Source organism: Flaviflagellibacter deserti (assembly GCF_042652085.1).
GTDB classification, from domain to species: domain Bacteria; phylum Pseudomonadota; class Alphaproteobacteria; order Rhizobiales; family Methylopilaceae; genus Flaviflagellibacter; species Flaviflagellibacter deserti.
In genome coordinates this window covers 265,909-291,664 of record NZ_JBHSJF010000001.1, presented here as the reverse complement: position 1 = coordinate 291,664, position 25,756 = coordinate 265,909, and the positions used below count along the sequence as shown (strand labels likewise).

Below are 25,756 nucleotides of genomic sequence, written 5' to 3'. Positions count from 1 at the left end.
ACGAAACAGATGGCGGGCCTGCCACAAGAACGTGAGTAATGGATCATGGCCGATTGGGATGCCTTTCAAAGCGCACATATCATGCCTACACTCGTAGGTATGATTCCGGCAGGATCGAGATCAGTGTCCGGGGAAGGTTATCTCGACGGTCAATTGATCGTCGCGATGCCCGGGATGTTGGACGATCGCTTCTCCCGCTCTGTCATCTATCTCTGCGCCCATTCTGCTGAAGGAGCGATGGGTATCATCGTCAATCAGCTGGCGCCAAATCTCAATTTCCACGATCTGCTTGTCCAGCTCGACGTCATTCCCGAGAACGACTCGATCCGCCTTCCCGCCAATGCCGACACAATATCGGTGCTCAAGGGAGGCCCGGTCGAAACGGGGCGCGGCTTCGTCCTGCACTCGGCCGACTTCTTCATCGAGAATTCGACGCTGCCGATCGACGAAAGCATCTCGCTGACCGCAACTCTCGACATCTTGAAGGCGATCGCGAGCGGCGAAGGGCCGACCTCGGCCGTGCTCGCGCTCGGCTATGCCGGCTGGGCGCCGGGGCAGCTCGAAACCGAGATTCAGGCGAATGGCTGGCTCAACTGCCCCGCGGACTCGCAGCTGATCTTCCATACGCCCGTCGAGAGCCGCTACGAGCGCGCGTTGCGCAAGATCGGGATCGATCCGGCCATGCTGTCGTCGGTGGCAGGCCACGCCTAGTACGTCCCCTGGACAAGTACGCAAAGCGCACGCCGATCCGGGGTCCAGCGCATCAGTGCGCCGCAGGCGCTCTATAGCTAAAGTTCGGCTTCGCCGCGAGGAACGCTGGGTCCCGGTTCTCGCGACGGGCTTCGCCCGCGCGCACTAGGACGAAGACGAAGCCTGCGGGCGCGCCACGTTCATCATGGCGCGGCGGACGCTCGACATCGGCGACGACGCCTCGGGCACGATGCCGAGCAGCTTCTCTGCCGCTTCCGCCGTCATCGGATCGCCAAAGGCCGTGCCCTGAGCGAACTGGCAGCCGAGGTGGTAGAGCTCGACCGCATCGGAATCCGTCTCGGCACCTTCTGCGATAACGTCGAGGCCGAGTTCTCGGCCGAGCTGGATCATCGAGCGCAGGATCGCGACGCGGTGCATCTTGCTCTGCTGGCGCAGGAAGCTGCGGTCCATCTTCACGACGTCGAAGGCGAAACGCTCGAGATAGGCCAGGCTCGCATGGCCGGTGCCGAAATCGTCGAGCGCGAGGCCGACACCGAGATCGCGCAGCTTCTCCAGCATATAGGAGGCGCGCTCGGGATTCTGGATGACGAGGTTCTCGGACAGTTCGAGCTTCAGCGAGCCGCGCGCGAGGACAGTGCGCGAGAGGACGGTCTTCACGTCCTGGATTAGATCCTGACGCTCGAACTGCTTGCCCGGCAGGCCTACCGTCACGAACAGCGGCGGCTCGACCGGCACCTTGCGCTGCCAGAGCGACAGCTGCCTCGACGCGCGGTCCAGCGCGAACAGGCTGAAATCGACGATGAGCCCGGTCTCCTCGGCGATCGCCAGGAATTCGGCGGCGGGGCGGCGGCTGTAGCGCGGGTGATCCCAGCGCAGCACCGCCTCGAAGCCGACAATATGGCGGTCTTCCAGGCGCACGATCGGCTGATAGAGGACGCGAAGCTCCTCGCGCTCCAGCGCGCGGCGAAGCTCGCCCTCGACCAGAAGCCGGTCGGTCTTCGCCGTCCGCATGGTCGGCTTGAAGATCTCGATATGATCGCCGCCGAGCCGCTTGGCGTGGAACATCGCGACCTCGGCATTGCGGACGAGGTCCTCGCAAGTGATCGGTGTCCTCGGTTCGGACATCGCCAGACCGATCGATCCGGTGATGACGATATCGCGGCCGGAGAAGCTGATCGGCGATGAGATCGTCTTACGCACGGTATCGGCGAAAGCCGAAATGCGCGGCCCTTCCCGCTCGGAGAGCAGCAGGATGCCGAACTGGTCGCCACCGAGACGAGCCAGCACGTCCTGGGCGCGGAGATGACGGCCGAGGCGGCGGACGAGTGTCAGGAGCAGCGTGTCGCCAACGGTCAGACCGACGCTCTCGTTGATCTTCTTGAAGCCGTCGAGATTGATAATGAGGATCGTCGGGCGAACCCTCTCGTCGGCTGCAGCAAAGGACAGCGCGCTCTCGACGCGATCAAGGAAGAGACGGCGGTTCGGCAGGCCGGTGAGGTTGTCGTGCACCGCATTGTGCAGCAGGCGTTCCTCGGAAGCCTTGGAATCGGTGATGTCGATCAGGGTTCCGACGCAGCGGGTGACTTCGCCATGCGCGGCGATGACCGGGCGGACGCGCAGAAGCATCCAGTGGTAATGGCCGTCCTGCGCGCGGAAGCGGAACTGCTCCGAGATCTTGCCGCGCCGTTCGGTGACGATCATGTCGAGCGCGGCGCGAAACCGGTCACGGTCGGCCGGGTGTAGCACGTCGAGCCAGGTCGCTGCCGAACCGTGGAGGTCGCCCTTCTTCAGGCCGAGCAGATGCTCGAATTCCGGGGTGACATGAATCTTGTCGGCCGACACGTCCCAGTCCCAGACGAGATCGCCCGAGCCGGTGACCGCGAGAGCACGGCGTTCGAGATCGGAACCGAGACCATGGGCCAGACCCGCGCCCGCGAAGGCATGCTGCATGACGGTGAAACCTATCAGCAGCACGATCAGGACGAGGCCGCCGACGAGGGCCGGCGCGACCATGTCGTTCTGCAGCACGCCAGATACGGTGAAGCCCGCCGCGGCCACCCAGGCCAGCAGCAGGAACCAGGTCGGGATGAGCATGACCGCGCGGTCAAAATTGTGCAGCGCCAGCCAGACCACGACGCCGAAGCCGAGAACGGCGACGAGGACGAGCGAGATACGCGCGATGCCGGCCGCAACCGGCGCGTCGATCAGCGCGATGCCGACGAGGGCGCATAGACCGATCAGCCAGACGCCCGCGATATGGGCGAAGCGGACGTGCCAGCGATTGAGATTGAGGTAAGCGACGAGGAAGACGATGAGCGTCGCCGCAAGCGTGGCCTCGGCGCCCGCACGGTAGACGTGGTCCTCGCCGACGCCGAGATTGAAGATCTTGTGCCAGAAGCCGAAATCGATCGACAGCCAGCAGAGCACCGCCCAGGCCAGCGCGCCGGAGGCCGGGAACATGGTCGAACCCTTGACCACGAAGACGATGGTCAGAATCAGCGCCATCAGGCCGGAAATACCGATGACAATGCCCTTGTAGAGGGTCAGGTCGTTGACGCTGTCCTTGTAGGAATCCGGGTCCCACAGATGGAGTTGAGGCAAGGTCGGCGACGACAGCTCGGCCACGAAGGTGACGGTCGCGCCGGGGTCGAGCGTGATCAGGAAGATGTCGGCGTCGCTGCTTGGCTCGCGCTCCGGACGGAAACCCTGGCTCGCGGTGACGTCGACGATGCGGCGCGAGCCGAGGTCCGGCCAGATCACGCCCGAGCCGACGAGCCGGTAATGCGGCGCGACGAGCACCCGGTCGATCTGGTCGTCCGAGGTGTTGGTCAGTGCGAACAGCGCCCAATTGGTCCGGCCCTCCGCGTGGCCGCGCACCTCGATACGGCGCACGACGCCGTCGGCACCCGGCGCCGTCGTCACCTGGACGCGATCGCCCTCGCTGGTGAACCGTTCGACGACGCGCGTCAGATCGATCGCGCCGCGATCGGGTGGCACGACAATCGGCTCCAGCGCGGCGGCGGGGCCGCCGGCGGCAAACACGCCGAACAGGATGAGGAGGGCGCACACGGCCCTCCGGACGAGATTCAAAACGCCAATCTCCCCTGATTCACGGCCCGCACGAACTCGCAAACCGTGAACCCCCTTCGCGGCACAACGCACCACGTAACTTCCGTAGCCCCAGGCCGAACGCTCGGCAAGCTGGCGCATCCCGCCAGATCAGCGCAACCCATCGTCCCTGAGAAGGGCAAAAAGAAGATGGTCCTGCCAAATTCCATCAATACACAGATATTGGCGCGCATAACCCTCGCGGACGAAGCCGACTTTCTCCAGAAGCCGGATCGAGGCGGTATTCGTCGGCAGGCAGGCGGCCTCGATGCGGCGAAGCGCCAGGCGGTCGAAAACAAACGGAACGACGGCACGCACGGCAGCCGTCATGTGACCCTTGCCGGCGAACTGCTCGCCCATCCAGTAACCGAGAGTACAGGACTGGGCGACACCGCGGCGGATGTTGGAAAGTGTCAGCCCGCCGAGCAGAAGGCTGGATTCGCTGCCGAAGACGAAGAAGCAATACGCGCTGTCGGAACGACGCTCGTCGGCATAACGGCGCAGGCGACGGCGGAAGGCCGAACGGGTCAGGTCGTCGGCGGGCCAAATCGGCTCCCAAGGTTTCAGGAAGGCACGGGACCGCCCGCGCAAATCCGACCATTCCTCGAAATCACCTCCGGCCGGCGGGCGCAACGTCACCCCCTCGCCTCTCAGAACCGGCTCCTGTTCGTCGGAGAGTGCCCGGAGGAAGGCCATGGTCAGGCAGCGTAGGCTGGAGCGCCGAGGCGCTCGGAAATCCGCTCAGGCGGCATCAGCCTGGAGATCGGGCCGACCGCTGCAAGCGCCGGCCGGGCCGAAATCGTCTCCAGTCCGACGCGGCGAACATCCTCGACGGTCACGGCATCGAGCAGCGCGAGAATCTCTTCTCCCGGCACGGGACGGCCGAGAACGAGGATCTGCCGTGACAGACGCTCGGACCGCGAGGTCGGCTGCTCGCGGGCGAGTTCGAGGCTCATCCGCATCTGTGCCTTCGCACGGGCGATCTCGCGCTCCGTCGTATTTTGCGCGGCTCCGGCAAGTTCGTCGAGCGTGACCGGCATCAATTCATCGAGGTCATCCTCGCCGGTTCCGGCATAGATGCCGAACAGGCCGGTGTCCGAGAACGCCCAATGGAAGGCCTGGATCGAATAGACGAGGCCCCGCTTCTCACGGACCTCCTGGAACAGGCGGGAGGACATGCCGCCGCCGAGCACGTTGGCGAATATCTGGAGCGCGAATGCATCGTCGTCGGCCATCGCCTTGCCCGGGAAGGCCAAAACCAGATGAGCCTGCTCGTCGTCCCGCTTCTGGCGGATATCGCCGCCGGTCCACTGCGCGAGCGGGGCGTGCGGGCCGGCCTCGCTTCCGAGATCACCGAGAAGGTCGCCGGCGAGTTTGACGATCTCCTCATGGTTCACGGCACCGGCCGCGGTGACGACACCGCGCGGCGCCCGATAATGGCGGCCGAGAAATCCGCTGATCGCCGCCCGATCGAGCGCCTTCACCGATTTCGGCGTACCGAGGATCGGACGGCCGAGGGCCTGTCCACCATACGCCACCGTCTGGACGAGGTCGTGGACGAGGTCTTCCGGCGTGTCCTCGACCGCGCCGATCTCCTGAAGGATGACGCCCTTCTCGCGAGCGAGTTCGTCTTCCGCAAACAGCGGCTGGGTCAGGATGTCCGACAGCATGTCGAGCGCCAGCGGAATGTCCGCCTTCAGCACCCGTGCGTCGTATGAAGTCTGCTCGACGCCGGTCGCGGCGTTGAGATCGCCGCCGACCTCCTCGATCTCCTCGGCGATCTGGATCGCGGTGCGCCGCTTCGTGCCCTTGAAGGCCATGTGTTCGAGGAGATGAGCAAGGCCGTGCTCGCTCTCCGCCTCGCTACGCGCGCCCGCGCCGAAGGTGACGCTGACGGCGGCGGTGCCGATGCCCGTCATCGTATCGGTGGCGACGGTCAGTCCATTCGAGAGGACGGTGACTTCGACGCTCACACGACCTCCAGAGAGGCGCGCGATTTCTCGGCGACGAAAGCCTGGATCGTGACGAGATCGTTGGGCAACACGGTCATCCGCTCGGCGCCCTGCATGATGTGGGCGACATGCTCCGGCAGGTCGGGATGCTCGCCCGTCGCCGCAATCACGGCGTCGGGGAACTTCGCCGGGTGCGCGGTGCCGAGAACGACGCGCGGCACTTCCGGATCGCCGGCAAGACGCTGCGAGACCGATAAGGCGACCGCCGTGTGCGGATCGGAAAGATAACCACTCTCGCGCAGCAGACGGCGCATCGTCTCGGACGTCTCCGTCTCGTTCGCCCGTCCGGCGTCGAACTCGCCACGAATGGCGGCGAGCGGCGTATTGCCTAGCGTAAAAGCACCGGCCTGGCCGAGCGAGGCCATGTGGCGGCGCACGGCAGCGGGATCGCGACCCTCGGCCTCGAAGACGAGACGTTCGAAGTTCGACGAGACCTGGATGTCCATGCTGGGCGAGGTCGTCGGATGGACGCCCTTCACCTCGCAGCGGCCTGTCTCGATGGTGCGGGCGAGGATGTCGTTCGAATTGGTGGCGACGACCAGGCGCTCGATCGGCAGGCCCATTCGCTTGGCGACCCAGCCGGCGAAGACATCGCCGAAATTGCCTGTCGGAACGACGAACGAAACAGGGCGATGCGGGGCGCCGAGCGCGACCGCCGAGGTGAAGTAGTAGACCACCTGGGCGAGGATGCGCGCCCAGTTGATCGAATTGACCGCCGCAAGCTTCTGGCCGTCACGGAAACGGTGGTCGTTGAACATTGCCTTCACGAGCGCCTGACAGTCGTCGAAGTTCCCTTCGACCGCCACGGCGTGAACGTTCGGTGCATCGACCGTCGTCATCTGGCGGCGCTGGACGTCCGAAACGCGGCCGTGCGGGAACAGGATGATGACATCGACCCGCTCGCAGGTGCGGAACGCCTCGATGGCCGCGCCGCCGGTATCGCCCGAAGTGGCGCCGACAATCGTCGCCCGCTCACCGCGCAGCATCAGCGCACGGTCCATCATCCGCGCCAAGAGCTGCATCGCCACGTCCTTGAAGGCCAGGGTCGGGCCGTGGAAGAGCTCGAGCACGAAGCTGTTCGTGCCGGTCTGGACAAGCGGCGCCACCGCCGGATGACGGAAATTGGCATAGGCTTCGTCGATCATCGAGCGAAGGTCGGCCGGCGCGAAGGCATCGCCGACGAAGGGCGAGATCACGGCCTCGGCGACTGCCGCATAGGGCGCGCCGGCAAAGCTTTCGATGGTTTCAGCGGAGAGATGCGGCCATTCGGACGGCACATAGAGTCCGCCATCGCGGGCGAGGCCGGCCAGAAGGACATCCAGAAAGCCCAGTTCGGGCGCTTCGCCGCGAGTCGAGACGTAAGACGGGTTCATCACTCTTCCCGAGGAGATCGTTGCAACCTAGTAGCGCTACAGGGGTGAGGCAAGTTCATGAGGCCGCGCGACGACGGCGGCTCCACAGGAGGCCGGCCATCACTGCGACCAGACTGGCGGCGAGGCCATACCAGGTCAGCGCATATTCCCAATGCCGATTGGGGAAGCTCATGCGGGTTTCCCCCGCCTGCGGCAGGCCACCCGGCGGCGTCTCCAGTGCGTCGATAGTGAACGGCGCGGCATCGAAGCTCATCCCGGCCGAGATCGCCGCTGCATCCCGGGCGTAGAAAAGGCTCTTGGCCGGAAAATCGTCGGGCGTGAACATATTCCGCTCCTCTGGGCCGCGTAGCAGGCCCCGAATCTCGACCTCGCCGTTGGTCTGCGCGACCTTCATCTCCGGGTGATCCAGCGGGATGAAGCCGCGATTGACGATGACATTGCCGCCGCCGTCGATCTGGAGCGGCGTCATCACCCAATAGCCAGGCCCTTCGAGCTTGCCCTTGGGGTCGCTGAGGAGCGTGTAGACATAGGCCTCGCGATCGTACCAGAAGCGGCCCTTCAGCGTGACCGGCCGGTATTCCCATTCGGAAAGGTCGAGATTCTTCCATTCCGCCAGCGGAGGCAGCGCGGCGGGCGGCTCGGCAACGCGCTGCTGGACCGTCGCGATCAGCGCTTCCTTCCAGTGAAGGCGCGCCAATTGCCAGGTGCCGAGACCGATCAGGATCGCGAATGCGACCAATGCGGCGAGGCCGGGAATGAGGATGGAACGCTGCTGCATGGGCAAGAGGTCTAACCCTCCCAGCGCCCTTCCGCGGCTTTGTTGCGGTATTGCAGGCAGATCAGCACGCCTTTGAGCACGCGGAGCAGTCCGCCGCACACGACGATCAGGAGCGGGAGCGATACGACGATGTGTACCCACATCGGCGGCTCATAGGTGAATTCGAGCCAGAGCGCAAAACCGAGCACGACGAAGCCGGCGATCATGATGACGAACACCGCCGGACCGTCGCCGGAATCGGCGAAGGCGTAGTCCAGGCCGCAGGCGTCGCAGGCCGGTGGAACGTCGATGAAGTTCTTGAAGAGATGGCCGCGCCCGCAGCGGGGGCACTTGCCCGGCAGCCCGGCCGAAATTGGCGAGACGGGCGGATAGTAATCGTCGTCGGTCATTTCAGTCTCCCCTCTCCCGTTCACGGGAGAGGACGACTCGCGAAGCGTGCGGGTGAGGGCATGATTACAGCGATGAGCATCGTGCTTGCCCTCACCTCGGTTGCCTGACGGCAACTCGACCCTCTCCCGCTTCGCAGGAGAGGGAAATCACGCATCAATGGCCGCCAGCGACCGGGCCGCCATAGCCCCAGACGTAGATCGCGGCGAACAGAAAGAGCCAGACCACGTCGACGAAGTGCCAGTACCAGGCAGCGGCTTCGAAGCCGAAATGCTGCTTCGGGGTGAAGTCGCCCTTGTAGAGGCGGAGCAGGCAGACCGCGAGCATGATCGTACCGACGATGACGTGGAAGCCGTGGAAGCCGGTCGCCATGAAGAAGGTCGCGCCGTAGATGCTGCCGCCGAAGCTGAACTGGGCGTGGCTGTACTCATAGGCCTGCAGCATGCTGAACAGCACGCCGAGACCGCAGGTGATCCAGAGTGCCTGCTTGGCGCCATCGCGGTCGCCATGGACGATCGCGTGGTGCGCCCAGGTGACGGTCGTGCCCGAGGTGAGCAGGATCAGGGTGTTGAGCAGCGGCAGGTGCCACGGATCGAAGGTCGCGACATTCTGGGGCGGCCAGTGACCGCCGGTGAAGGCGGTGCGGGCGACCTGATGCGGATCACTCGGGAACAGCGCGACGTCGAAATAGGCCCAGAACCAGGCGACGAAGAACATCACCTCGGAGGCGATGAACAGCATCATGCCGTAGCGATGGGTGAGCTGAACGACGCGGGTGTGGTAGCCAGCATTGGCCTCGTTGCGGACGTCAACCCACCACATCGCCATCACATAGAGCGTGAAGAGGAAGCCCGGCAGGATCCACCACGCCGCGCCGCCATGCATGTAATGGATGCCGCCAAGGGCGAAGATGAACACAGCGACCGTGCCGAGGATCGGCCACGGGCTCGGATCCACCATGTGGTAGTCGTGATGCTTGACGTGGGCGTCGGCCATCTCTTGCTCCGTCAGAGTTTCGGCGCCGCGGCGGCGCCGGCGACAGACGCCGGCGGCTTGGCTGCGAAGAAGGTATAGGACAGTGTGATCGTGTTCACGCCGTTCAGTGTCGCATCTTCCGCGATCGACGGATCGATGAAGAACTGAACGGGCATATCGAGTTCCTCGCCGGCCTTCAGACGCTGCTCGGTGAAGCAGAAGCAGGCGATTTTGGCGAAGTAGCCGCCGGTGACTTCCGGAGTGACGTTATAGGAGGCGGTGCCCCAACCGTCCTCGCCGCGATTCCGGGCGCGGTAGAAGGCGATCGCGGTCTCGCCGACCTTGACCTTCATCTGGCGCTGGACAGGCTGGAAATCCCAATTCAGGCCAGGAGCGACGGTGCCGTCGAAGCGGACGATGATCTCGCGTTCCAGGACATTGCCCGGCGCCTGTTCGCGAACGACGGTCGCCCCGCCGAAGCCGGTAACGCGGCAGAACATGTCGTAGAGCGGAACGGCGGCGAATGAAGCGCCGACCATGCAGGCGACGAACACGCCGCACGCTGCCGCGACGCGCAAATGGCGGCGGTCAGGTGCGGAGGTGTTGCCGGGCTCGGTCGTCATCGCGTCACAACGCCCGGTCGGCGACACCGCCGCCGAGCTTGAAGATCGTCAGCACGTAGAACAGTACGACGAGGCCGAACAGCACGACCGCGATCGCCGTATTGCGATTGCGACGGCGGCGCTTCTGTTCCTCGGTGAGGACGATGCCCTTCTCTTCCTCGGCCATGATCATGCACCGAACCCGCCCAGGGTCGCTTCGCCGAGCAGCGTGGCGAACAGGACGAAGAGATAGAGGATGGAAAATGCGAAGAGCTGGCGAGCCGCGGTCGCGGCCTGCGTTCCCTCGCGCTCGCGCCAGACGCGGATCGCGAGCAGGAGGAACAGCGCGCCCGACGCGATCGAGACCACACCGTAGGCCATGCCGCCGAAGCCCATGATCCACGGCACGACGCCGAGCGGCGCCAGTAGGATCGAATAGATCAGGATCTGGCGGCGTGTCTCGCTCTCGCCCGCGACGACCGGCAGCATCGGCACGCCGGCCTTGGCGTAGTCGCCGGACTTCAGCAGGGCCAGCGCCCAGAAATGGGGGGGCGTCCAGAAGAAGATGATGAGGAAGAGGACGATGCTCTCGAGGCTGACATTGCCCGTCACCGCAGCCCAGCCGACCATTGGCGGGAATGCGCCGGCCGCGCCGCCGATGACGATGTTCTGCGCCGTCCAGCGCTTCAGCCAGATCGTATAGATGACGACGTAGAAGAAGATCGTGAAGGCGAGGAGCGCCGCCGCCTGCCAGTTGGCGACGAGGTAGAGCACGATCACCGAGCCGACCGACAGGACCATACCGAAGGCTAGAGCCTCGCCGGGCTGCATGCGGCCTGCCGGCACCGGACGGCCGCGCGTGCGGGTCATCAGGGCGTCGATGTCGGCATCCCACCACATGTTCAGGGCGCCGGAGGCGCCGGCGCCGATGGCGATGCAGAGCAGCGCGAGGGCGCCAACCACCGGATGCATATGGCCCGGCGCCAGAACCATGCCGACCAGAGCCGTGAAAACGACGAGCGACATCACCCGCGGCTTCAGCAGGGCAACGAAATCGCGCACCTCTGCCCGGCTGGGCTCGGCATAGGCCGTGGTGATCTGTTCGTTGGCGAGGCTCATCGCTCGTTACTGTCCTGGGTCTGTAACCAACCGGCCGGAGCTTTGCCCCGGCCGGTCATTGTCCTGGCGTCTCAGCGGATCTGAGGCAGCGTCGAGAACTGGTGGAACGGAGGCGGCGACGACAACGTCCATTCCAGCGTGGTCGCACCCTCGCCCCACGGATTGTCGCCGGCCGGCACCTTGCGGGCGAACGCATGGAAAACGCCGAAGAGGAAGATCAGCACGGCGAAGCCGGAGATGTACGAGCCGATCGACGACACGAAGTTCCAACCGGCGAATGCGTCCGGATAGTCGACGTAGCGGCGCGGCATGCCGGCAAGGCCGAGGAAGTGCTGCGGGAAGAAGACTAGGTTCACGCCGATGAACGTGACCCAGAAGTGCAGCTTGCCGATCTTCTCGGAGTACATGTAGCCGAACATCTTCGGGAACCAGTAGTACCAGCCGGCGAAGATGGCGAACACGGCGCCGAGCGACAGCACGTAGTGGAAGTGCGCCACCACGTAATAGGTGTCGTGCAGCGCGCGGTCGATGCCGGCGTTCGAGAGCACGACGCCTGTGACGCCGCCGACCGTGAACAGGAAGATGAAGCCCATCGCCCACAGCATCGGCGTGCGGAACGAGATCGAGCCGCCCCACATCGTGGCGATCCACGAGAAGATCTTCACGCCGGTCGGGACCGCGATGACCATGGTCGCGAAGACGAAATAGGCCTGCGCGTTCACCGAGATGCCGGTCGTGTACATGTGGTGCGCCCACACCACGAAGCCGACGACGCCGATCGCGACCATGGCGTAGGCCATGCCGAGATAGCCGAACACCGGCTTGCGCGAGAAGGTCGCGACGATATGGCTGACGATGCCGAAGGCCGGCAGGATCAGGATGTACACTTCCGGGTGACCGAAGAACCAGAACAGGTGCTGGAACAGGATCGGATCGCCGCCGCCGTCCGGCGCGAAGAACGCCGTGCCGAAGTTACGGTCGGTCAGCAGCATGGTGATCGCGCCGGCGAGAACCGGAAGCGACAGCAGCAGCAGGAACGACGTGACCAGCACCGACCAGGCGAACAGCGGCATCTTGTGCAGCGTCATGCCCGGGGCGCGCATGTTGAAAATCGTCGTGATCAGGTTGATCGCGCCGAGGATCGACGAAGCGCCCGCGATGTGGAGCGACAGGATCGCGTAATCCATTGCCGGACCAGGCTGACCCGAGGTCGAGAGCGGCGGATAGATCGTCCAGCCCCCGCCGACGCCGTTCGAACCCGCCGGGCCCGGAACGAACATCGAGATGACCAGGAGCGCGATCGCCGGCAGGAGAAGCCAGAACGCGATGTTGTTGATGCGCGGGAACGCGGTGTCCGGCGCGCCGATCATGATCGGCACGAAGTAGTTGCCGAAACCGCCAATCAGCGCCGGCATGACCATGAAGAAGATCATGATCAGCGCGTGGCCGGTCGTGAACACGTTGAACATGTGCGGATCGGAGAAGAGCTGCATCCCCGGTTCCTGCAGCTCGGCACGAATGGCGACCGAAAGGGCGCCGCCCAGGATCCCCGCGCAGACCGCGAAGATCAGGTACATGATGCCGATGTCTTTGTGGTTGGTCGAATACGCCCAGCGCTTCCACCCGGTCGGATGATCGTGCTCGGTGTGCTCGTGATGGGCGGTAGCGCTGGTCGCCATGATTTTATCTTTTCCCGCTGATTACCGCGCCGCCGGGGTCGCGTCCGCGACGACGAAGGTCGGAGGATTCATTGCGAACTTCTGACGGGCCTGAGAAACCCAGGCCTGGTAGTCGGCATCGTTCACGACGCGGACCGCGATCGGCATGAAGGCGTGGTCCTTACCGCAAAGCTCCGAGCACTGGCCATAATAGACGCCTTCGCGCTCGGCCTTAAACCAAGTTTCGTTGAGGCGTCCCGGAACGGCGTCGACCTTGATGCCGAAGCTCGGGATCGCAAAGGCGTGGATCACGTCGGCGCCGGTCACCTGGACGCGGACGACCTTGTTGATCGGAACGACGACCTCGTTGTCCACCGCGAGAAGGGCGATTTGGCCCTCCTTCAGATCCTTGCGCTGGATCATCAGTGCATCGAAGCCGAAATCGACATTGCCGGTCGCGGCGGCCGGAGCGGCATGGGCGGCGCCCGCGGCTGCTGGAGCGGCGGCCGGCGCCTCGGCGGTCTGGTATTCGACACTCCAGAACCACTGCTTGCCGGTGACCTTCAGCGTCAGGTCCGCTTTCGGCATGTCGTACTGGGCGTAGAGCAGCCGGAACGACGGAATGGCGATGATGACGAGGATCAGAACCGGAGCGATCGTCCAGACGACTTCGAGCAGGACGTGATGCGTGGTCCTCGACGGGATCGGGTTGGCCTTTTCGTTGAACCTGATCGCGCAGATGGCGAGCAGGGCGAGGACGAAGAGGACGACGATCGCGATGATGACGTTGATGAACGTGCCGAATTCGTGGATGCGCTCCGCGATCGGGGTCACGGCGCCCTGGAAGTTGATCTGCCACGGCGAAGGATGGCCGGTATCGGCCAGCGCGGGGGCTGCGGCGAGCGCGAGGAACGAACCTGCGAGGAGCCCGGAGGCAAGACCGAGGCGGGACGACATTTCGGGGGCGCTCTCCTGAGAGGCGATTAGCCTAAAGTCGACCCGGAAACAGCCCGAGTCCGACCGGTTGTGGTTCAAACATAAAGGCGGTTTGCCCGCAACTTTGGGGCAGTTCCAGTCTATGCGGCATATGGGCGCGAAACCAAGCCTCCATCAAACAGTCGGGCTACTGCTCCGAAGATGCCTGATTCGCCTGCCCTTGACTCGCCACCCCCGCATGGTAGGCGGACAGTAATTCCAGTGTCCCGAGCGGCGGAATCGCCCTCTGTCGGAGCGTCTATAAAGCAATGACCGGCTCTTTCCGCCGTCTGTTCGGCAAGCCTTCGCGGATCGCGACCATCGCGCTCGCCGCAATCCTCGCAGCCGGCCCGACGGCCGCATTCTACCCCGCTTCCGCCCAGGGCACGGTGAAGGCGACCCATGGCGACTGGCAGGTGCGATGCGACACGCCTCCGGGCGCGAAGGGCGAGCAATGCGCCCTCGTCCAATCGGTAACCGCCGAGGATCGCCCGAATGTCGGTCTCTCCATCATCATCCTGAAGACAGCGGATAATAAGAGCCGTCTCCTGCGCGTGCTCGCTCCGCTCGGCGTCCTTCTCCCTGCGGGCCTCGGTCTGCGCATCGACGACGCCGAGATCGGCCGCGCCGGCTTCGTCCGCTGCCTGCCGGACGGCTGCGTCGCTGAAGTCGTGCTCGACGACACGCTGATCGGGAAGATCCGGAACGGCAAGAGCGCCGTGTTCATCATCTTCCAGACGCCGGAAGAAGGCATCGGCATCCCGGTTTCGCTGAACGGGTTTGGGGCGGGCTTCGATTCGCTGAAGTGATTTTTCCCCTCTCCTGCGAAGCGGGAGAGGGTCGAGTGCGTGCCAACGCACCGGGGTGAGGGCCAGCACGACATCCTTTGGTCTCCGGCTTGACCGGAGGATCCAGCCAAACCGCAAGGGGCCCCATGGGTCCTCCGGTCAAGCCGGAGGACGACGGCAATCAAACGAAGCGCATAAACACGAGTTGCGCTTCGCCGTAGTTCCGGGTCTCGATCAGTTCGAACCCCTCTGGCACCGCGAATTCCACATCGCCCGCCTCCTCGACCACGACCAGCGCGTCTGGCTTGATCCAGCCACCCTCGCGGGCCGAGGCGAGTGCCTTTTCTCCCAGACCCTTGCCATAGGGTGGGTCGGCGAAAACCAGATCGAACGGTTCGTTCGGATGGGCCGGGCCGAGCCTTGTCGCGTCTCGTCGGAAGATGCGGCTCGTGCCGGCCACTCCCAACATCTCGACATTGCCGCGCAGAAGCCCCCTCGCCTCCACGCCGTCCTCGACGAACAGCGCGAACGCCGCTCCGCGCGATAGCGCCTCCAGGCCGAGCGCCCCGGTCCCGGCGAAAAGATCGAGCACCCGCCCATCGCCGACCGGGTCGCCATAGGAATGGACGAGCACGTTGAAGAGCGTCTCGCGGAGCCGGTCGGAGGTCGGCCGAACGCGATAGGTCTTGGGCGCCTTCAGCGCCTGCCCGCGAAACCGGCCGGCAATGATGCGCATGGATCAGCCGCGTGAACGAGGCTTGCCGCCACTGGGCCTTCCGCCGGAAGGATGTCCACCCTGCGGACGGCCACCGCCGCCGGGGCGCCCTCCGGGACGACCGCCGTGCGGGCGATCTCCGCGCGGCGGGCCGCCTTGCGACCTGTCTCCTTGCGGCCTGTCTCCGCGCGGCGGACCGGAACGCTGCGGCCGGGCGCCGAAGCCGGGCTTGTCGCCTCCCCGCCCCTTGCCACCGGCGGGCCGGGCTTCGCGATCTCGCGGTGGACCTCGGCGTTCCTCCCGTTGAGGGCGCTCGCCTGCGGGACGCTCTTCCCGAGCACGGAACGGCCGTTCGCCGCGTGGAGCGCGTTCATCACGATCTTGACGAGGACGAGACTGGCGGTCCTTCGGCGGGCCGCGACGTTCTCCACGCTCTCCGTCCGGTCGATCTGGCCGGGTACGGAACACGCGAGCGCGATTGCCATCCGGACGCGGCTCCATCTCCCGCTCCTTCCGCTCGCGCGGCGGACGCGCCAGCTGCCCTGACGGGAGATCATCGCCACGCACGCGTGAGACGGCCGAGCGCGTACGCGGCCGCTCGCCGTCGCGGGGACGAGGCGGACGACGGTCGTCGCGCATCGGGCGATCGTCACGCTGCCGTGCTGGACGCCCAGCATCGTCCCGACGGTCATCGCGGCCACGGGCCGGACGCTCACGAACGGGCTTCGCCGGCTTTTCCTTCTCGATGCGCTCGATCAGTACGCGTCGCCCACGGCGATCCGTAACGACACCTGCCCGGCGGCGTTCTTCTCCCGCGGCCGGCTCCGCGCGCCGACTGCGCGGGGCGCGTTTCGGCTCCGGCTTCGTGCGGTCGACGATCGGTCCGGAGAAGTCGCAATTCGCCTCGTCCGCCAGCCCGCCAAGCTGGTCGCGCAAGTAGCGGGTGCGGATTTCCTCGACCTGACCCTCGGCCATCTCGCCCAGCTGAAACGGTCCGAACGAGATGCGGATCAGCCGGTTCACCTGCAGTCCAAGATGCTCCAGAACCTTGCGGACTTCGCGGTTCTTGCCTTCGCGCAGGCCGAGTGTCAGCCAGGCATTGTCTCCCTGCTGGCGATCGATCACCGCCTCGATCGGACCATAGCTGAACCCCTCGATCTCGATGCCCTTATAGAGCGCCGATAGCTTGTCCGGCGTCACCTCGCCGAATGCGCGGACGCGATAGCGACGAAGCCATCCCGTGTCCGGGTGGCCGAGCACGCGGGCGAGGCCGCCGTCATTGGTCAGCAGCAGCAGGCCCTCGGTGTTGATATCGAGGCGGCCGACCGAGACCACGCGGGGCAGTTCGTCCGGCAGGACGTCGAACACGGTCGGGCGGCCTTCGGGATCGCGGGCGGTCGTCACCAGCCCGCGCGGCTTGTGGTAGAGCCACAGACGCGTGCGCTCGCGCGCGGGAAGCGGCTCGCCGTCGACGGTGACGCGGTCGCGCGGGCCGACCGTGGTCGCGGGATTGTCGATCACCTCGCCGTTCAGCGCGACGCGACCGGCGGCGATCCAGGCTTCGGCGTCGCGGCGCGAGGTCAGCCCCGCCCGTGCAATGACTTTGGCGATCCGGGCACGATCCGCATCGTGCGCATCGGCGGCCGGCAGGTTATCTTCGTTGTCGATCATGCGCTCGCCTATCATGGGAGGGCTGAGAGGCGAAGCGGAAGATTGCCATCTTGACGATAACGAACGAGTTCATGGCGCGGGCGCTCGATGAAGCCGAGGCCGCGGCCCGGCGCGGCGAGGTGCCGATCGGCGCCGTGCTCGTGCGCGACGGCGAGATCGTCGCCGCCGACGGCAACCGGCCGCGCGAACTGAACGACCCTACTGCCCATGCCGAAATGCTGGTCATCCGCGCGGGGGCTGCGAAGCTCGGCTCCGAGCGGCTGATCGGCTGCGATCTCTGGGTGACGCTCGAGCCCTGCCCGATGTGCGCGGCGGCGATCTCGTTCGCCCGGATACGGCGGCTCTACTACGGCGCCGACGACCCGAAGGGCGGCGCCGTCGTCAGCGGGGGAAGGCTGTATTCCCTGCCGACCTGCCATCATGCGCCGGAGGTCTATGGGGGATTTGGGGAGACGGCGTCGGCGGAATTGTTGAGGGAGTTTTTTCGGGAACGGCGGTAGTCCCCTGTCCTGCGTAGCGGGAGAGGGTCGAGTCGCGGTCACGCGACCGGGGTGAGGGCCAGCACGATGCTCGTTGCTGCAATCATGCCTTCACCCGCTCGCTTCGCGAGTCGAACTCTCCCGCAAACGGGAGAGGCATTACGCCAGCACCTTCTCCAGCGCCCGCTTCAGCTCATCCTTGCAGGGCTCGCCGGCCTTCAGGATCGCCGGCGCCTTGAAGAAATCGAGCACACGATAGATGCCGACCGGCGGGCGGATAGTGATGTCGGGTGGACGGCGGGCGATCTTCGATTGCGCGATGACGCTCTGCAGGATCTGGAGCGAACCGAACATCGCCTCCCAGGGATCGGGGACCGGCTTGGTCGGAACCGGCAGGCCCCCGATGACATCGGCTGCGACCACTACATCTCCGTGATCGAAGAGAAGATCGAACGGCAAGGGATTGACCGCGCCGCCATCGATCAGAACGCGACCCTCGTGGACGACGGGCCGTATCAGTCCGGGGATTGCTGCGGAACCCGCAACCGCCGGCTGGATCGGGCCGGTCCGGAAAACCGCCTCGCATCGGGCATGGAAGTCCGTCGCCACCACCGATAGCGGGATTTCAAGATCCTCGAACCGCATGGTCAGCCCCTCCGGCATGAGGAGCGGCAGCAGGACCTCGGCGTCTATCAGCATGGGATTGCCGCCGCCCGCGACGAGGCGGGTGAAACGGCCGACACGGGCTTCGAAGAGCCGGGCGATGATTTTCCGCCGGTCCTTGAGCTTGCCGATGAAGTCGTTGCGGATCGTCTTCGCCGGCAGGCCGGAGGCGTACGCCCAGCCGAAAATCGCGCCGATCGAGGTTCCCGCGATGGCAGCGGGCCTGATTCCGAGTTCGTCGAGGGCTTCAAGAACGAGGACGTGAGCCAGCCCGCGGGCACCGCCGCCGCCCAGCGCGACGGCGATCCGGGGCGTGGAGGATGCCCGTTCCAGAACTGCCGTTACCCCAGATTCCATCCCGTCATGTCGCTCCGGCGCGGCGGGCGAATGCCCAGGCCATCGCGGAAAGCGGGGCAAGCGCCGCAAGCGCCCGGCCCTTGGAAACGCCCGGCTGCGGCACGACGATGCCCTGCAAAGCCGCCATGCGGAACAGATTATAGGCGAAATAGGTCTCGAAGTTAGGGATAGTCTTCAACCCGACCCGCTTGGCGTATTCGCCGGCATAGGCTTCGAGCGTGGGAATGCCGAGTTCGGCGAAGTCGTTCTGAGTGAAGGCCCGGCCGCCCACACCGCCCGCGCCCAGCTTGATCCAGGCCATGAAGTGGTAGACCGCGTCGGCAATCGGATCGCCGAGACCGGCCTGATGCCAGTCGATGACGGCGATGACCTTCGGCTCGGTGGTGTCGAAGATGACGTTGTCGATGCGGAAATCGCCATGGATCAAACGGGGCGGCCGATCGGGAGGCAGATGGCCCGGCAGCCAGGCCGCGACGCGGTCCATGTCGGCGAAGCCGGTGACGCCGCTCGCCTTGTAACGGACGATCGCCCGGTCCACCTGCTCGGCGACATAGTTGCGGCCCGTCCCCAGATCGATCGCAAGGACGCGCGGCTCGATCGCATGCAGCCTAGCCAGGGTCGCGTTCACATCGTCGTATATGCGAGCCCGTTCTTCGTTACCGAGGCCCGGCAGCGCCGGATCCTCGAACGATCGTCCCTCGACGAACTCCGACATGTAGAAGACGGTACCGGTCAGCTTTTCGTGGTCGCAGTAGAGAAGCGGCCGAGGGACGGGAAACCCCTTCTGATGCAGAGCGGCAACGATCCTGAACTCGCGTTCGAGCCCGGCCGCGCGACGCATGACGAAGCGGGTGTCGGGCGTCGAGACGATGAAGGTCGACAGCGATTCAGCGCGCGCGGGATGGATCGTCACCGGGCCGCGAAAGCCGGGCAAGGTACGGCCAAGATAGGTTTCGAACTGGCTGAGGTCGACGTCGAGCAGCCAGCCAGTCGGATCGACCGCGTCCTTAACCTCGGACATCTCGCCCCCAGACCTTTCCCCGAGCGCGACACATCAGCACCCTGAGGCGCTGAAGCGGAAGCCCTTCCCAAAGTTTTGCTCCGAATTCCTCTGAAGTCACCTGATGATTGATCTGCAAACAGCGGCCTTCCACTTCGAGGAAACTTTCCGCTATATACGAGCGCATATGACGTACCGCGACGCGACGTATCATCCGAGCCGATAGAGTGGAGAGCACCATGAACTTCGTGAAAGCCCTGACGACTGCGGCCGGCCTGTTCGCTGCCGCTCTGGTCGTGACGCCGGTCAGCGCCGCCGAGACCAATGTCGCGGTCGCCGCCAACTTCACCGACGCGGCCAAGGAGATCGCTGCCGCGTTCAAGACCAAGACCGGCCATGACGCCGTGCTGAGCTTCGGCTCCTCCGGCCAGCTGTACACCCAGATCACCCAGGACGCGCCGTTCCAGATCCTGCTCTCGGCCGATTCCGAACGTCCAAAGAAGGCCGTCGATGACGGGTTCGGCGTCGCCGACAGCCGCTTCACCTATGCCGTCGGCAAGCTCGTCCTGTGGAGCAAGGATGCCGCGTTCGTGAAGGGCGAGGACACGCTCAAGACCGGCTCCTTCACCAAGATCTCGATCGCCAACCCGACCGCCGCCCCCTACGGCGCCGCCGCGATCGAAGCCATGAAGGCGCTGAACCTCTATCCGACGCTCGAGCCTAAGATCGTCCAGGGCAACAGCATCGCCCAGGCGTTCCAGTTCATCGATTCCGCCAATGCTGAACTCGGCTTCGTCGCGCTCTCGCAGGTCCAGGGCAAGGGCGGTTCGCAGTGGCTCGTCCCGCAGAGCCTCTACAAGCCGATCCTCCAGGACGCCGTGCTCCTCAAGAAGGGCGCGGACAACGAGGTCGCCAGGGCGTTCATCGCTTTCCTCAAGGGTCCGGAAGCTAAGGCGATCATCCAGAAGTTCGGCTACGCTCTCGACGTGAAGAGCTGAGTCTGAAGCATTGGAATTACCTCCTGAGGTCTGGACGGCGGTTCGGTTGACGGTCGAACTCGCCACCACCGCGACGATCATACTGCTGATCATCGGCACGCCGATCGCGTGGTGGCTGGCGCGTTCGAAAGCCGCCTGGAAGGAAATGGTGGGAGCGATCGTCGCTTTGCCCCTCGTCCTGCCGCCGACGGTCCTCGGTTTCTACCTTCTCGTCACGCTGGGTCCCTCGGGACCCGGCGGGGCTCTCGCCAGCCTATGGGGGGCCCGCACTTTGGCCTTCACCTTCGAGGGCCTCGTCATCGGCTCGGTCGTCTATTCCATGCCGTTCGTCGTCCAGCCGGTGCGCAACGCCTTCGAGGCGATGGGCGAACGGCCGCTCGAAGTCGCGGCGACGCTCCGCGCCTCTCCATGGAAGACGTTCTGGACCGTCGCGGTCCCCCTCGCCCGCCCCGGCTTCCTCACCGGCGCGGTGCTCGGCTTCGCTCATTGCGTCGGCGAGTTCGGCATCGTGCTGATGGTCGGCGGCAATATTCCGAACGAGACCAAGGTGCTGTCGGTCGCGATCTACGATTATGTCGAGACTATGCAGTGGCGCGAGGCGAACATCCTTGCCGCCGGCATGGTCGTATTCGCCTTCTCGGTCGTCCTCGCCATGACGACGCTTGAAAAACGCACGGCCCGTATCGGCGAATGACCAGCACGATCTCCGTCGCATTCCGCGGGCGCCTCGGACGCTTCGACCTCGATGCCGCCTTCGACGCGCCGTCGAGAGGCGTGACCGCTTTGTTCGGGCCGTCCGGCTGCGGCAAGACCACGGTGCTGCGCTGCGTCGCCGGCCTTCAGTTTCTGCCGGAGAGTCGATGCTTGGTGAACGGCGGCACCTGGCAGGACGATTCCGTCTTTTTGCGTCCCCATTTGCGCCCTGTCGGCTACGTCTTCCAGGAGGCGAGCCTGTTCCCACATATGACCGTGCGGAAGAACCTCCTCTACGGCGCACCGAAGGACGGACCGAAAGAGATCGCCTTCGACGAGGTGATCGAACTCTTCAAGATCGGCCACCTCCTCGATCGCGCCCCGCGCAATCTCTCCGGCGGCGAACGTCAGCGCGTCGCGCTCGGCCGAGCGCTTCTCACTCAGCCGAAACTCCTCCTGATGGACGAGCCGCTCTCGGCGCTCGACCGCCAGACCAAGGAGGAGATCCTGCCTTTCCTGGAAAGGCTGCATGAGAGCCTGTCGATCCCGGTCCTCTACGTCACCCACGATATGAGCGAGGTCGAGCGGCTTGCCGACCACCTCGTCCTGATGAAGGCGGGGCGTGTCGTGGCGTCGGGTCCATTGGGAGAGCTGCAGAGCGATCCCGACTTTCCACTCGCGGCGTCACGCGAGGCTGCGGTCAGTATCGAAGCGATCGTCGATTCCTACGACGCGTCCTACGGTCTCGCCGCGCTTAGCGTGGCCGGCGGATGCTTCGTCGTTCCGACCGCGAGTGCCAAGCCTGGCGAAAGACGCCGCCTGACCATTTCCGCGGGAGATGTCAGCCTTGCCCGGCACGCTCCGGGCGAGAGCACGATCCTGAACGTGCTGCCGGCCCGCATCGTCTCGGTCATCCCCCACGAACACCAGATGGTGGCGGTGCTGGCCCTGGGTACGGACGGAACCGGGGCGCGCCTGCTCGCGCGGGTCACCCGGCGGTCATGGGAACATCTCGGCCTCGCCGAAGGTGTCGTCGTCCACGCTCAGGTCAAGGGCGTGGCGCTCGCGGCGCCCGCCCCGGACTAGCTCTCGATCGCGACCGGGATGCCCTGTCGCAGCGAGTTCGCGACCATGCATGCCGCCTTGGCCTTTGCGATGACGGCCTGCGGATCCGAGCCGTCCATTGTCTCGCATTGGACGACCATGGTCGCATTCGTCGTCAGCAGCGGCTCGCCTTCCATATCGACCCGGACACTGACCGCGATTTTGCCCAGCGCGACGCCCATAGTGTGTGCCGTGTAGCGAAGGTCGTTGCAGAAGCAGCCGCCGATTGCGAGCGCCAGCAATTGTGCGCCGTTGAAGCCGAGCCCAAGCCCGCCGGCCTTACCGTCGGGACGGTCCACGGTGATCGTATGACCGGCGGCCCAGCCCATTGCCGCTTCCGTGCCGTCGACACTTCTGAGGTCAACATTTACCGACGCCATGTTCTCTCCTCTTCGACGGGAGAAGGCTAGCGCCGCTGGAACAGCTTCTCCAGATCGGCGAGCGACAAAGTCACGAAGGTCGGGCGGCCGTGATTGCACTGGCCGGCCAAGGGTTCGTCCTCGATCTGACGGAGAAGTGAGTCCATCTCTTCTGGTTTCAGCCGCCGCCCGGCACGGATCGAGTGATGGCAGGCGAAGGTAGATGCCAGCCGGTCGAGGCGGTCCGACAGCGGCAGCGCCGCTCCCCATTCAGCGAGGCCGTCGGCGAGATCACGGATCAGGGCGGTGACATTGAAGTCGCCGAGCGCGGCCGGGGTCTCGCGGACCAGCACCGCACCCTGCCCGAACGCCTCGACGACAAGGCCGAGCCTCGCGAGATCGTCAGCGGCAGCGACCACGCGGGATGCCTCGTCGGGCGCTAGTTCGATGACATCGGGAACGAGCAGGATCTGCGATTGCGAAGAGCCTGCGCGGCGCTTCAGCCGCTCGTAGACCAGACGCTCATGGGCGGCGTGCATGTCGACGAGGACGATGCCGTTCTCCGTCTGGGCGAGGATGTAGGTGTCGTGGAGCTGCGCCTTCGCCGCTCCCAGCGGCAGCGCCTCCTGCTCGGGAGCGACGACTGCATCCGCGCGGGCGTCGGCCGAAGGCTGGACCTCGAACGTGGTCTGCCTCGGCTCGGCGAAGCCGAAAGCCTGGGCGACCGGTTCCGGCGCGAGCGCCAGCGACCCGAAGGTCGGGGCCGACGACGGCCAGCTCTGGGGACGCTGTGGCGCCCGGAAGGCGGAGGTCGCAAAGCGCGCACCTGTCGTTGCCACGCGCAGGCCGCCAGCGTCGATAGCGTTGCGCAAAGCCGAGATCAGCAGCGCGCGGATATGACCGGAATCACGGAAGCGCACCTCCGCCTTAGCCGGATGGACGTTGACGTCGACATCGCGCGGATCGACATCGAGGAAGAGCGCCACGACTGCATGCCGGTCGCGCGGCATGAGGTCCGAATAGGCGCCGCGCAGCGCCCCGATCAGCAGACGGTCCTTCACCGGGCGTTTGTTGACGACGAATATCTGATGCGCGGCGGTGGCGCGGTGATAGGTCGGCACGCCCGCGAAGCCGGATAGCCGGAAGCCTTCGCGCTCGGCCAGCACCGGGACCGCATTGGCACCGAAATCTCTGCCGAGAACATCCGACAGTCGCGCCCGGATGCCGTCATCGGTCGAGGACTGGGCGGCGAAGCGCAGCGCGCGGCCGTCGAGGTCGAGCGCGATGTCAGTCCCGGGATGAGCGGCGGCGAGACGGCGGACGATCTCGGCGACGGCCTCGTTCTCCGCCCGCTCGGTCTTGAGGAACTTCAGCCGGGCCGGCAGAGCCGCAAACAGGCCCTCGACGGAGAGGCGCGTGCCTTCCGGATGCGCCGCGGGGCCGACATCGCCGAGACGGCCATTCTCGACGACGAGTTGGGAGGCATGGGCATCGTCGCGCCGCCGCGAGGTCAAGGTCATCCGCGAGACGGACGCAATCGACGGCAGCGCCTCTCCGCGGAAGCCGAGATGGCGGATATCGAGGAGGTCGTCCGACGGCAGCTTCGAGGTCGCGTGGCGTTCGACCGCGAGCGGCAGGTCGTCCGGCGCCATGCCCGAGCCGTTATCAGTGACGCGGATGAGGTCCTTGCCGCCGGCCTTCAGGACGATCTCGATCCGGGTCGCACCGGCGTCGAGCGCGTTCTCGACGAGTTCCTTCACGACGCTCGCCGGACGTTCGACGACCTCGCCCGCGGCGATGCGGTTAGCGAGAGTCTCGGGAAGGCGGCGGATGGTCATGATTCGACAAAGATCGCGGCCCCGTGGGGCCGGATCAAGTCATGCCTGAACTCAGCTGTGGAGCGATCAGCCTTCGCCGAGATATTTCTTCGCGAGGATCTTGCCCTCTTCGACCGCCGGCTGGTCGAAGGCGTTCACGCCGATCAGCCGCGCGGTGATGATCGTTTCCAGCATGAACTGCATCAGGAATGTGCCAAGCGCGCGCTCGTTCAGCTCCGGTATGTAGATCGTGCGGGTCGGGCGACCATTCTTCGCAAGCGTGTCGGCTGTCGCGCGGCCTTCGGCGGCGGCGAAATCGCCGACTGTCTTGTTCGCAAACACCGGTTCGCCGACTCGCGCCGCGAGTTCCGGATCGAGCTTCGGTCCCTTACCCGCGAAGCCGACGGTGACGACCGTGAACAGCTTGTCGCGCGGACCGCCGAGATGGAGCTGGAGCTGGCTGTGCTGGTCGACCGGTCCGAGCGCGCGGACCGGCGTCGTGCCCTTGCCGTCCTTGCCGAGGCTTTCTGACCAGAGCTGCACCCACCACGCGGCGGTGCGCTCCAGGCGATCGGCGTAGGACATCATTACCGAGACGTTCTTGCCGGCATCAGCCGCGCAAGCGGCGAGCGTGGCACCGATCGCCGCCGGCACGTCCTTCGGTTCGGCACCGTCGAGGATCGGCTTCAGTGCATCCATGAAGCCGTTGCGAACGGCGGCGATATCGAGACCCGCGGCCGCAGCTGGCAGGAGGCCGACATTGGTCGCAACCGAATAGCGGCCGCCGACGCCGGTGTCATGTTCGAGGAATGTCACACCGTAGGGCTCCAGCAGAGCACGAAGCTCGTTCTTCTTGCCGGCTTCGGGCTCTGACAGGCCAAGGAAATGACGGGCGAGATGGTCGCCATGACCATTGGCTTGCAGCAGCGAGATCGTCGCCATGACCTGGGTGAGGGTCTCGCCGGTACCGCCGGATTTCGAGACGGCCATGAACCGCGAGGTTTCGAGCGGCAGCTTGGCGAACAGCTTGTCGAGCGTGATCGGATCCAGGTTATCCAGGAAGTGGAGACGCGGGCCGTCGCGGAGAACGCCGAGGCCGGGCACGTTGTAGTCGGCCAGTTGCGCCAGCGCCTGCGAGCCAAGGCTTGAACCGCCGGTGCCATAGAAGATGAGATCCGTCGCGCCTTCGGCGAAGGTCTTCGCCGCGCTTTCGATCGCCGCGACGTCGTCCGTCTTGCCGGCATAGCCGAGGAGCGCGAGCTCCTTGTTCGCATGCGCCGAGCGAACCCAGTCCAACGCCTCGCGACTCTGTTCGAGCTTGGCGTGGAAGGCCGCATCGTCGATGCCGCCCTCCCCGATCTTGGAAACGAGGGCGCGGTCGTACGTCTGGACGAGAGACATGATTGCCATTCCG

At 65.5% G+C, this 25,756-nt stretch carries 25 protein-coding genes; 6 read left to right on the top strand and 19 right to left on the bottom strand.

Going from position 1 to position 25,756, the window contains the following annotated elements; translation table 11 throughout:
• Positions 1–99 precede the first annotated feature (99 nt).
• Entirely contained in the window at positions 100–711 is a 612-nt protein-coding gene (locus ACFPFW_RS01480) for a YqgE/AlgH family protein (protein ID WP_114955452.1), read from the top strand.
• A 144-nt stretch (positions 712–855) separates the two neighbouring features.
• Here ACFPFW_RS01480 and ACFPFW_RS01475 read toward each other — a convergent pair whose 3' ends face one another.
• The 12 genes from ACFPFW_RS01475 to coxB all read right to left on the bottom strand — a co-directional run bounded on the left by ACFPFW_RS01475 (position 856) and on the right by coxB (position 13,680).
• Positions 856–3,780, bottom strand: coding sequence for a putative bifunctional diguanylate cyclase/phosphodiesterase (locus ACFPFW_RS01475; protein WP_379769114.1), 2,925 nt, complete (start codon positions 3,778–3,780; stop codon positions 856–858).
• A gap of 150 nt (positions 3,781–3,930) precedes the next feature.
• A complete protein-coding gene (locus tag ACFPFW_RS01470; protein ID WP_114955450.1) occupies positions 3,931–4,515 on the bottom strand; it encodes a GNAT family N-acetyltransferase in 585 nt (194 codons plus the stop codon).
• A 2-nt stretch (positions 4,516–4,517) separates the two neighbouring features.
• The gene (locus ACFPFW_RS01465) at positions 4,518–5,792 is read right to left on the bottom strand and encodes a M16 family metallopeptidase (RefSeq protein WP_114955449.1); all 1,275 of its coding nucleotides are present in this window, start codon (positions 5,790–5,792) and stop codon (positions 4,518–4,520) included.
• Positions 5,789–7,204 (bottom strand): threonine synthase, encoded by a 1,416-nt coding sequence (gene thrC, locus ACFPFW_RS01460; RefSeq protein ID WP_114955448.1) that lies wholly within the window; start codon positions 7,202–7,204, stop codon positions 5,789–5,791. The genes ACFPFW_RS01465 and thrC overlap by 4 nt, the downstream gene beginning before the upstream one ends.
• 55 nt (positions 7,205–7,259) lie before the next feature.
• A complete protein-coding gene (locus ACFPFW_RS01455; RefSeq protein ID WP_114955447.1) occupies positions 7,260–7,982 on the bottom strand; it encodes an SURF1 family protein in 723 nt (240 codons plus the stop codon).
• Positions 7,983–7,993: 11 nt separating this feature from the next.
• Positions 7,994–8,371: a DUF983 domain-containing protein gene (locus ACFPFW_RS01450; RefSeq protein ID WP_114955446.1), complete on the bottom strand. Its 378-nt coding sequence runs from the start codon at positions 8,369–8,371 to the stop codon at positions 7,994–7,996.
• A 154-nt stretch (positions 8,372–8,525) separates the two neighbouring features.
• Entirely contained in the window at positions 8,526–9,365 is an 840-nt protein-coding gene (locus ACFPFW_RS01445) for a cytochrome c oxidase subunit 3 (RefSeq protein WP_114955445.1), read from the bottom strand.
• Positions 9,366–9,376: 11 nt separating this feature from the next.
• Positions 9,377–9,967 carry a cytochrome c oxidase assembly protein gene (locus ACFPFW_RS01440; protein WP_114955444.1) on the bottom strand — a complete coding sequence of 197 codons (591 nt, stop codon included), beginning with the start codon at positions 9,965–9,967 and terminating at the stop codon, positions 9,377–9,379.
• Positions 9,968–9,971: 4 nt separating this feature from the next.
• Complete coding sequence (locus tag ACFPFW_RS01435) at positions 9,972–10,139, bottom strand: hypothetical protein (RefSeq protein WP_379769238.1); 168 nt, start codon at positions 10,137–10,139, stop codon at positions 9,972–9,974.
• Positions 10,136–11,065 carry a heme o synthase gene (locus ACFPFW_RS01430; protein WP_114955443.1) on the bottom strand — a complete coding sequence of 310 codons (930 nt, stop codon included), beginning with the start codon at positions 11,063–11,065 and terminating at the stop codon, positions 10,136–10,138. Before ACFPFW_RS01430 ends, ACFPFW_RS01435 begins: the two co-directional genes overlap by 4 nt.
• A 71-nt stretch (positions 11,066–11,136) precedes the next feature.
• Positions 11,137–12,744 carry a cytochrome c oxidase subunit I gene (gene ctaD / locus ACFPFW_RS01425; protein ID WP_114955442.1) on the bottom strand — a complete coding sequence of 536 codons (1,608 nt, stop codon included), beginning with the start codon at positions 12,742–12,744 and terminating at the stop codon, positions 11,137–11,139.
• Positions 12,745–12,765: 21 nt separating this feature from the next.
• Positions 12,766–13,680 carry a cytochrome c oxidase subunit II gene (coxB, locus tag ACFPFW_RS01420; RefSeq protein ID WP_114955441.1) on the bottom strand — a complete coding sequence of 305 codons (915 nt, stop codon included), beginning with the start codon at positions 13,678–13,680 and terminating at the stop codon, positions 12,766–12,768.
• 287 nt (positions 13,681–13,967) lie between these two features.
• Here coxB and ACFPFW_RS01415 point away from each other — a divergent pair, with 287 nt between their 5' ends.
• The gene (locus ACFPFW_RS01415) at positions 13,968–14,507 is read left to right on the top strand and encodes an invasion associated locus B family protein (protein WP_114955440.1); all 540 of its coding nucleotides are present in this window, start codon (positions 13,968–13,970) and stop codon (positions 14,505–14,507) included.
• Between the two features lie 160 nt (positions 14,508–14,667).
• On the opposite strand, the gene rsmD is transcribed toward ACFPFW_RS01415, so the two are convergent.
• Both rsmD and ACFPFW_RS01405 read right to left on the bottom strand, forming a co-directional pair.
• Positions 14,668–15,222: a 16S rRNA (guanine(966)-N(2))-methyltransferase RsmD gene (rsmD, locus tag ACFPFW_RS01410; protein WP_114955439.1), complete on the bottom strand. Its 555-nt coding sequence runs from the start codon at positions 15,220–15,222 to the stop codon at positions 14,668–14,670.
• 3 nt (positions 15,223–15,225) lie between these two features.
• Positions 15,226–16,872 (bottom strand): pseudouridine synthase, encoded by a 1,647-nt coding sequence (locus tag ACFPFW_RS01405; protein WP_114955438.1) that lies wholly within the window; start codon positions 16,870–16,872, stop codon positions 15,226–15,228.
• Between the two features lie 71 nt (positions 16,873–16,943).
• Here ACFPFW_RS01405 and ACFPFW_RS01400 point away from each other — a divergent pair, with 71 nt between their 5' ends.
• Positions 16,944–17,372 (top strand): nucleoside deaminase, encoded by a 429-nt coding sequence (locus ACFPFW_RS01400; protein ID WP_114955437.1) that lies wholly within the window; start codon positions 16,944–16,946, stop codon positions 17,370–17,372.
• A 138-nt stretch (positions 17,373–17,510) separates the two neighbouring features.
• Here the strand turns inward: ACFPFW_RS01400 and ACFPFW_RS01395 are convergent, their stop codons facing one another.
• Together ACFPFW_RS01395 and ACFPFW_RS01390 are read right to left on the bottom strand one after the other, a co-directional pair.
• Positions 17,511–18,371, bottom strand: a complete 861-nt coding sequence (locus tag ACFPFW_RS01395; protein WP_114955436.1) for a patatin-like phospholipase family protein — start codon at positions 18,369–18,371, stop codon at positions 17,511–17,513.
• A 4-nt stretch (positions 18,372–18,375) separates the two neighbouring features.
• The gene (locus ACFPFW_RS01390; RefSeq protein WP_114955435.1) at positions 18,376–19,392 is read right to left on the bottom strand and encodes a phosphotransferase family protein; all 1,017 of its coding nucleotides are present in this window, start codon (positions 19,390–19,392) and stop codon (positions 18,376–18,378) included.
• A gap of 218 nt (positions 19,393–19,610) precedes the next feature.
• Between ACFPFW_RS01390 and modA the strand changes: the two genes are divergently transcribed.
• The 3 genes from modA to modC are packed head-to-tail and all read left to right on the top strand — an operon-like array spanning position 19,611 to position 22,148.
• On the top strand, positions 19,611–20,369 hold the full coding sequence (modA, locus tag ACFPFW_RS01385; protein WP_114955434.1) for a molybdate ABC transporter substrate-binding protein: 759 nt from the start codon (positions 19,611–19,613) through the stop codon (positions 20,367–20,369).
• A 10-nt stretch (positions 20,370–20,379) separates the two neighbouring features.
• Positions 20,380–21,063, top strand: coding sequence for a molybdate ABC transporter permease subunit (gene modB / locus ACFPFW_RS01380; protein ID WP_114955433.1), 684 nt, complete (start codon positions 20,380–20,382; stop codon positions 21,061–21,063).
• The gene (gene modC, locus ACFPFW_RS01375; protein WP_114955432.1) at positions 21,060–22,148 is read left to right on the top strand and encodes a molybdenum ABC transporter ATP-binding protein; all 1,089 of its coding nucleotides are present in this window, start codon (positions 21,060–21,062) and stop codon (positions 22,146–22,148) included. The genes modB and modC overlap by 4 nt, the downstream gene beginning before the upstream one ends.
• Here modC and ACFPFW_RS01370 read toward each other — a convergent pair.
• The 3 genes from ACFPFW_RS01370 to ACFPFW_RS01360 form a co-directional block, all read right to left on the bottom strand.
• A complete protein-coding gene (locus ACFPFW_RS01370; protein WP_114955431.1) occupies positions 22,145–22,546 on the bottom strand; it encodes an OsmC family protein in 402 nt (133 codons plus the stop codon). The two genes, modC and ACFPFW_RS01370, sit on opposite strands and share 4 nt — an antisense overlap.
• Before the next feature lie 26 nt (positions 22,547–22,572).
• Positions 22,573–24,363 (bottom strand): DNA mismatch repair endonuclease MutL, encoded by a 1,791-nt coding sequence (gene mutL, locus ACFPFW_RS01365; protein ID WP_114955430.1) that lies wholly within the window; start codon positions 24,361–24,363, stop codon positions 22,573–22,575.
• Between the two features lie 66 nt (positions 24,364–24,429).
• Positions 24,430–25,743, bottom strand: a complete 1,314-nt coding sequence (locus ACFPFW_RS01360; RefSeq protein ID WP_114955429.1) for a glucose-6-phosphate isomerase — start codon at positions 25,741–25,743, stop codon at positions 24,430–24,432.
• Positions 25,744–25,756 lie beyond the last annotated feature (13 nt).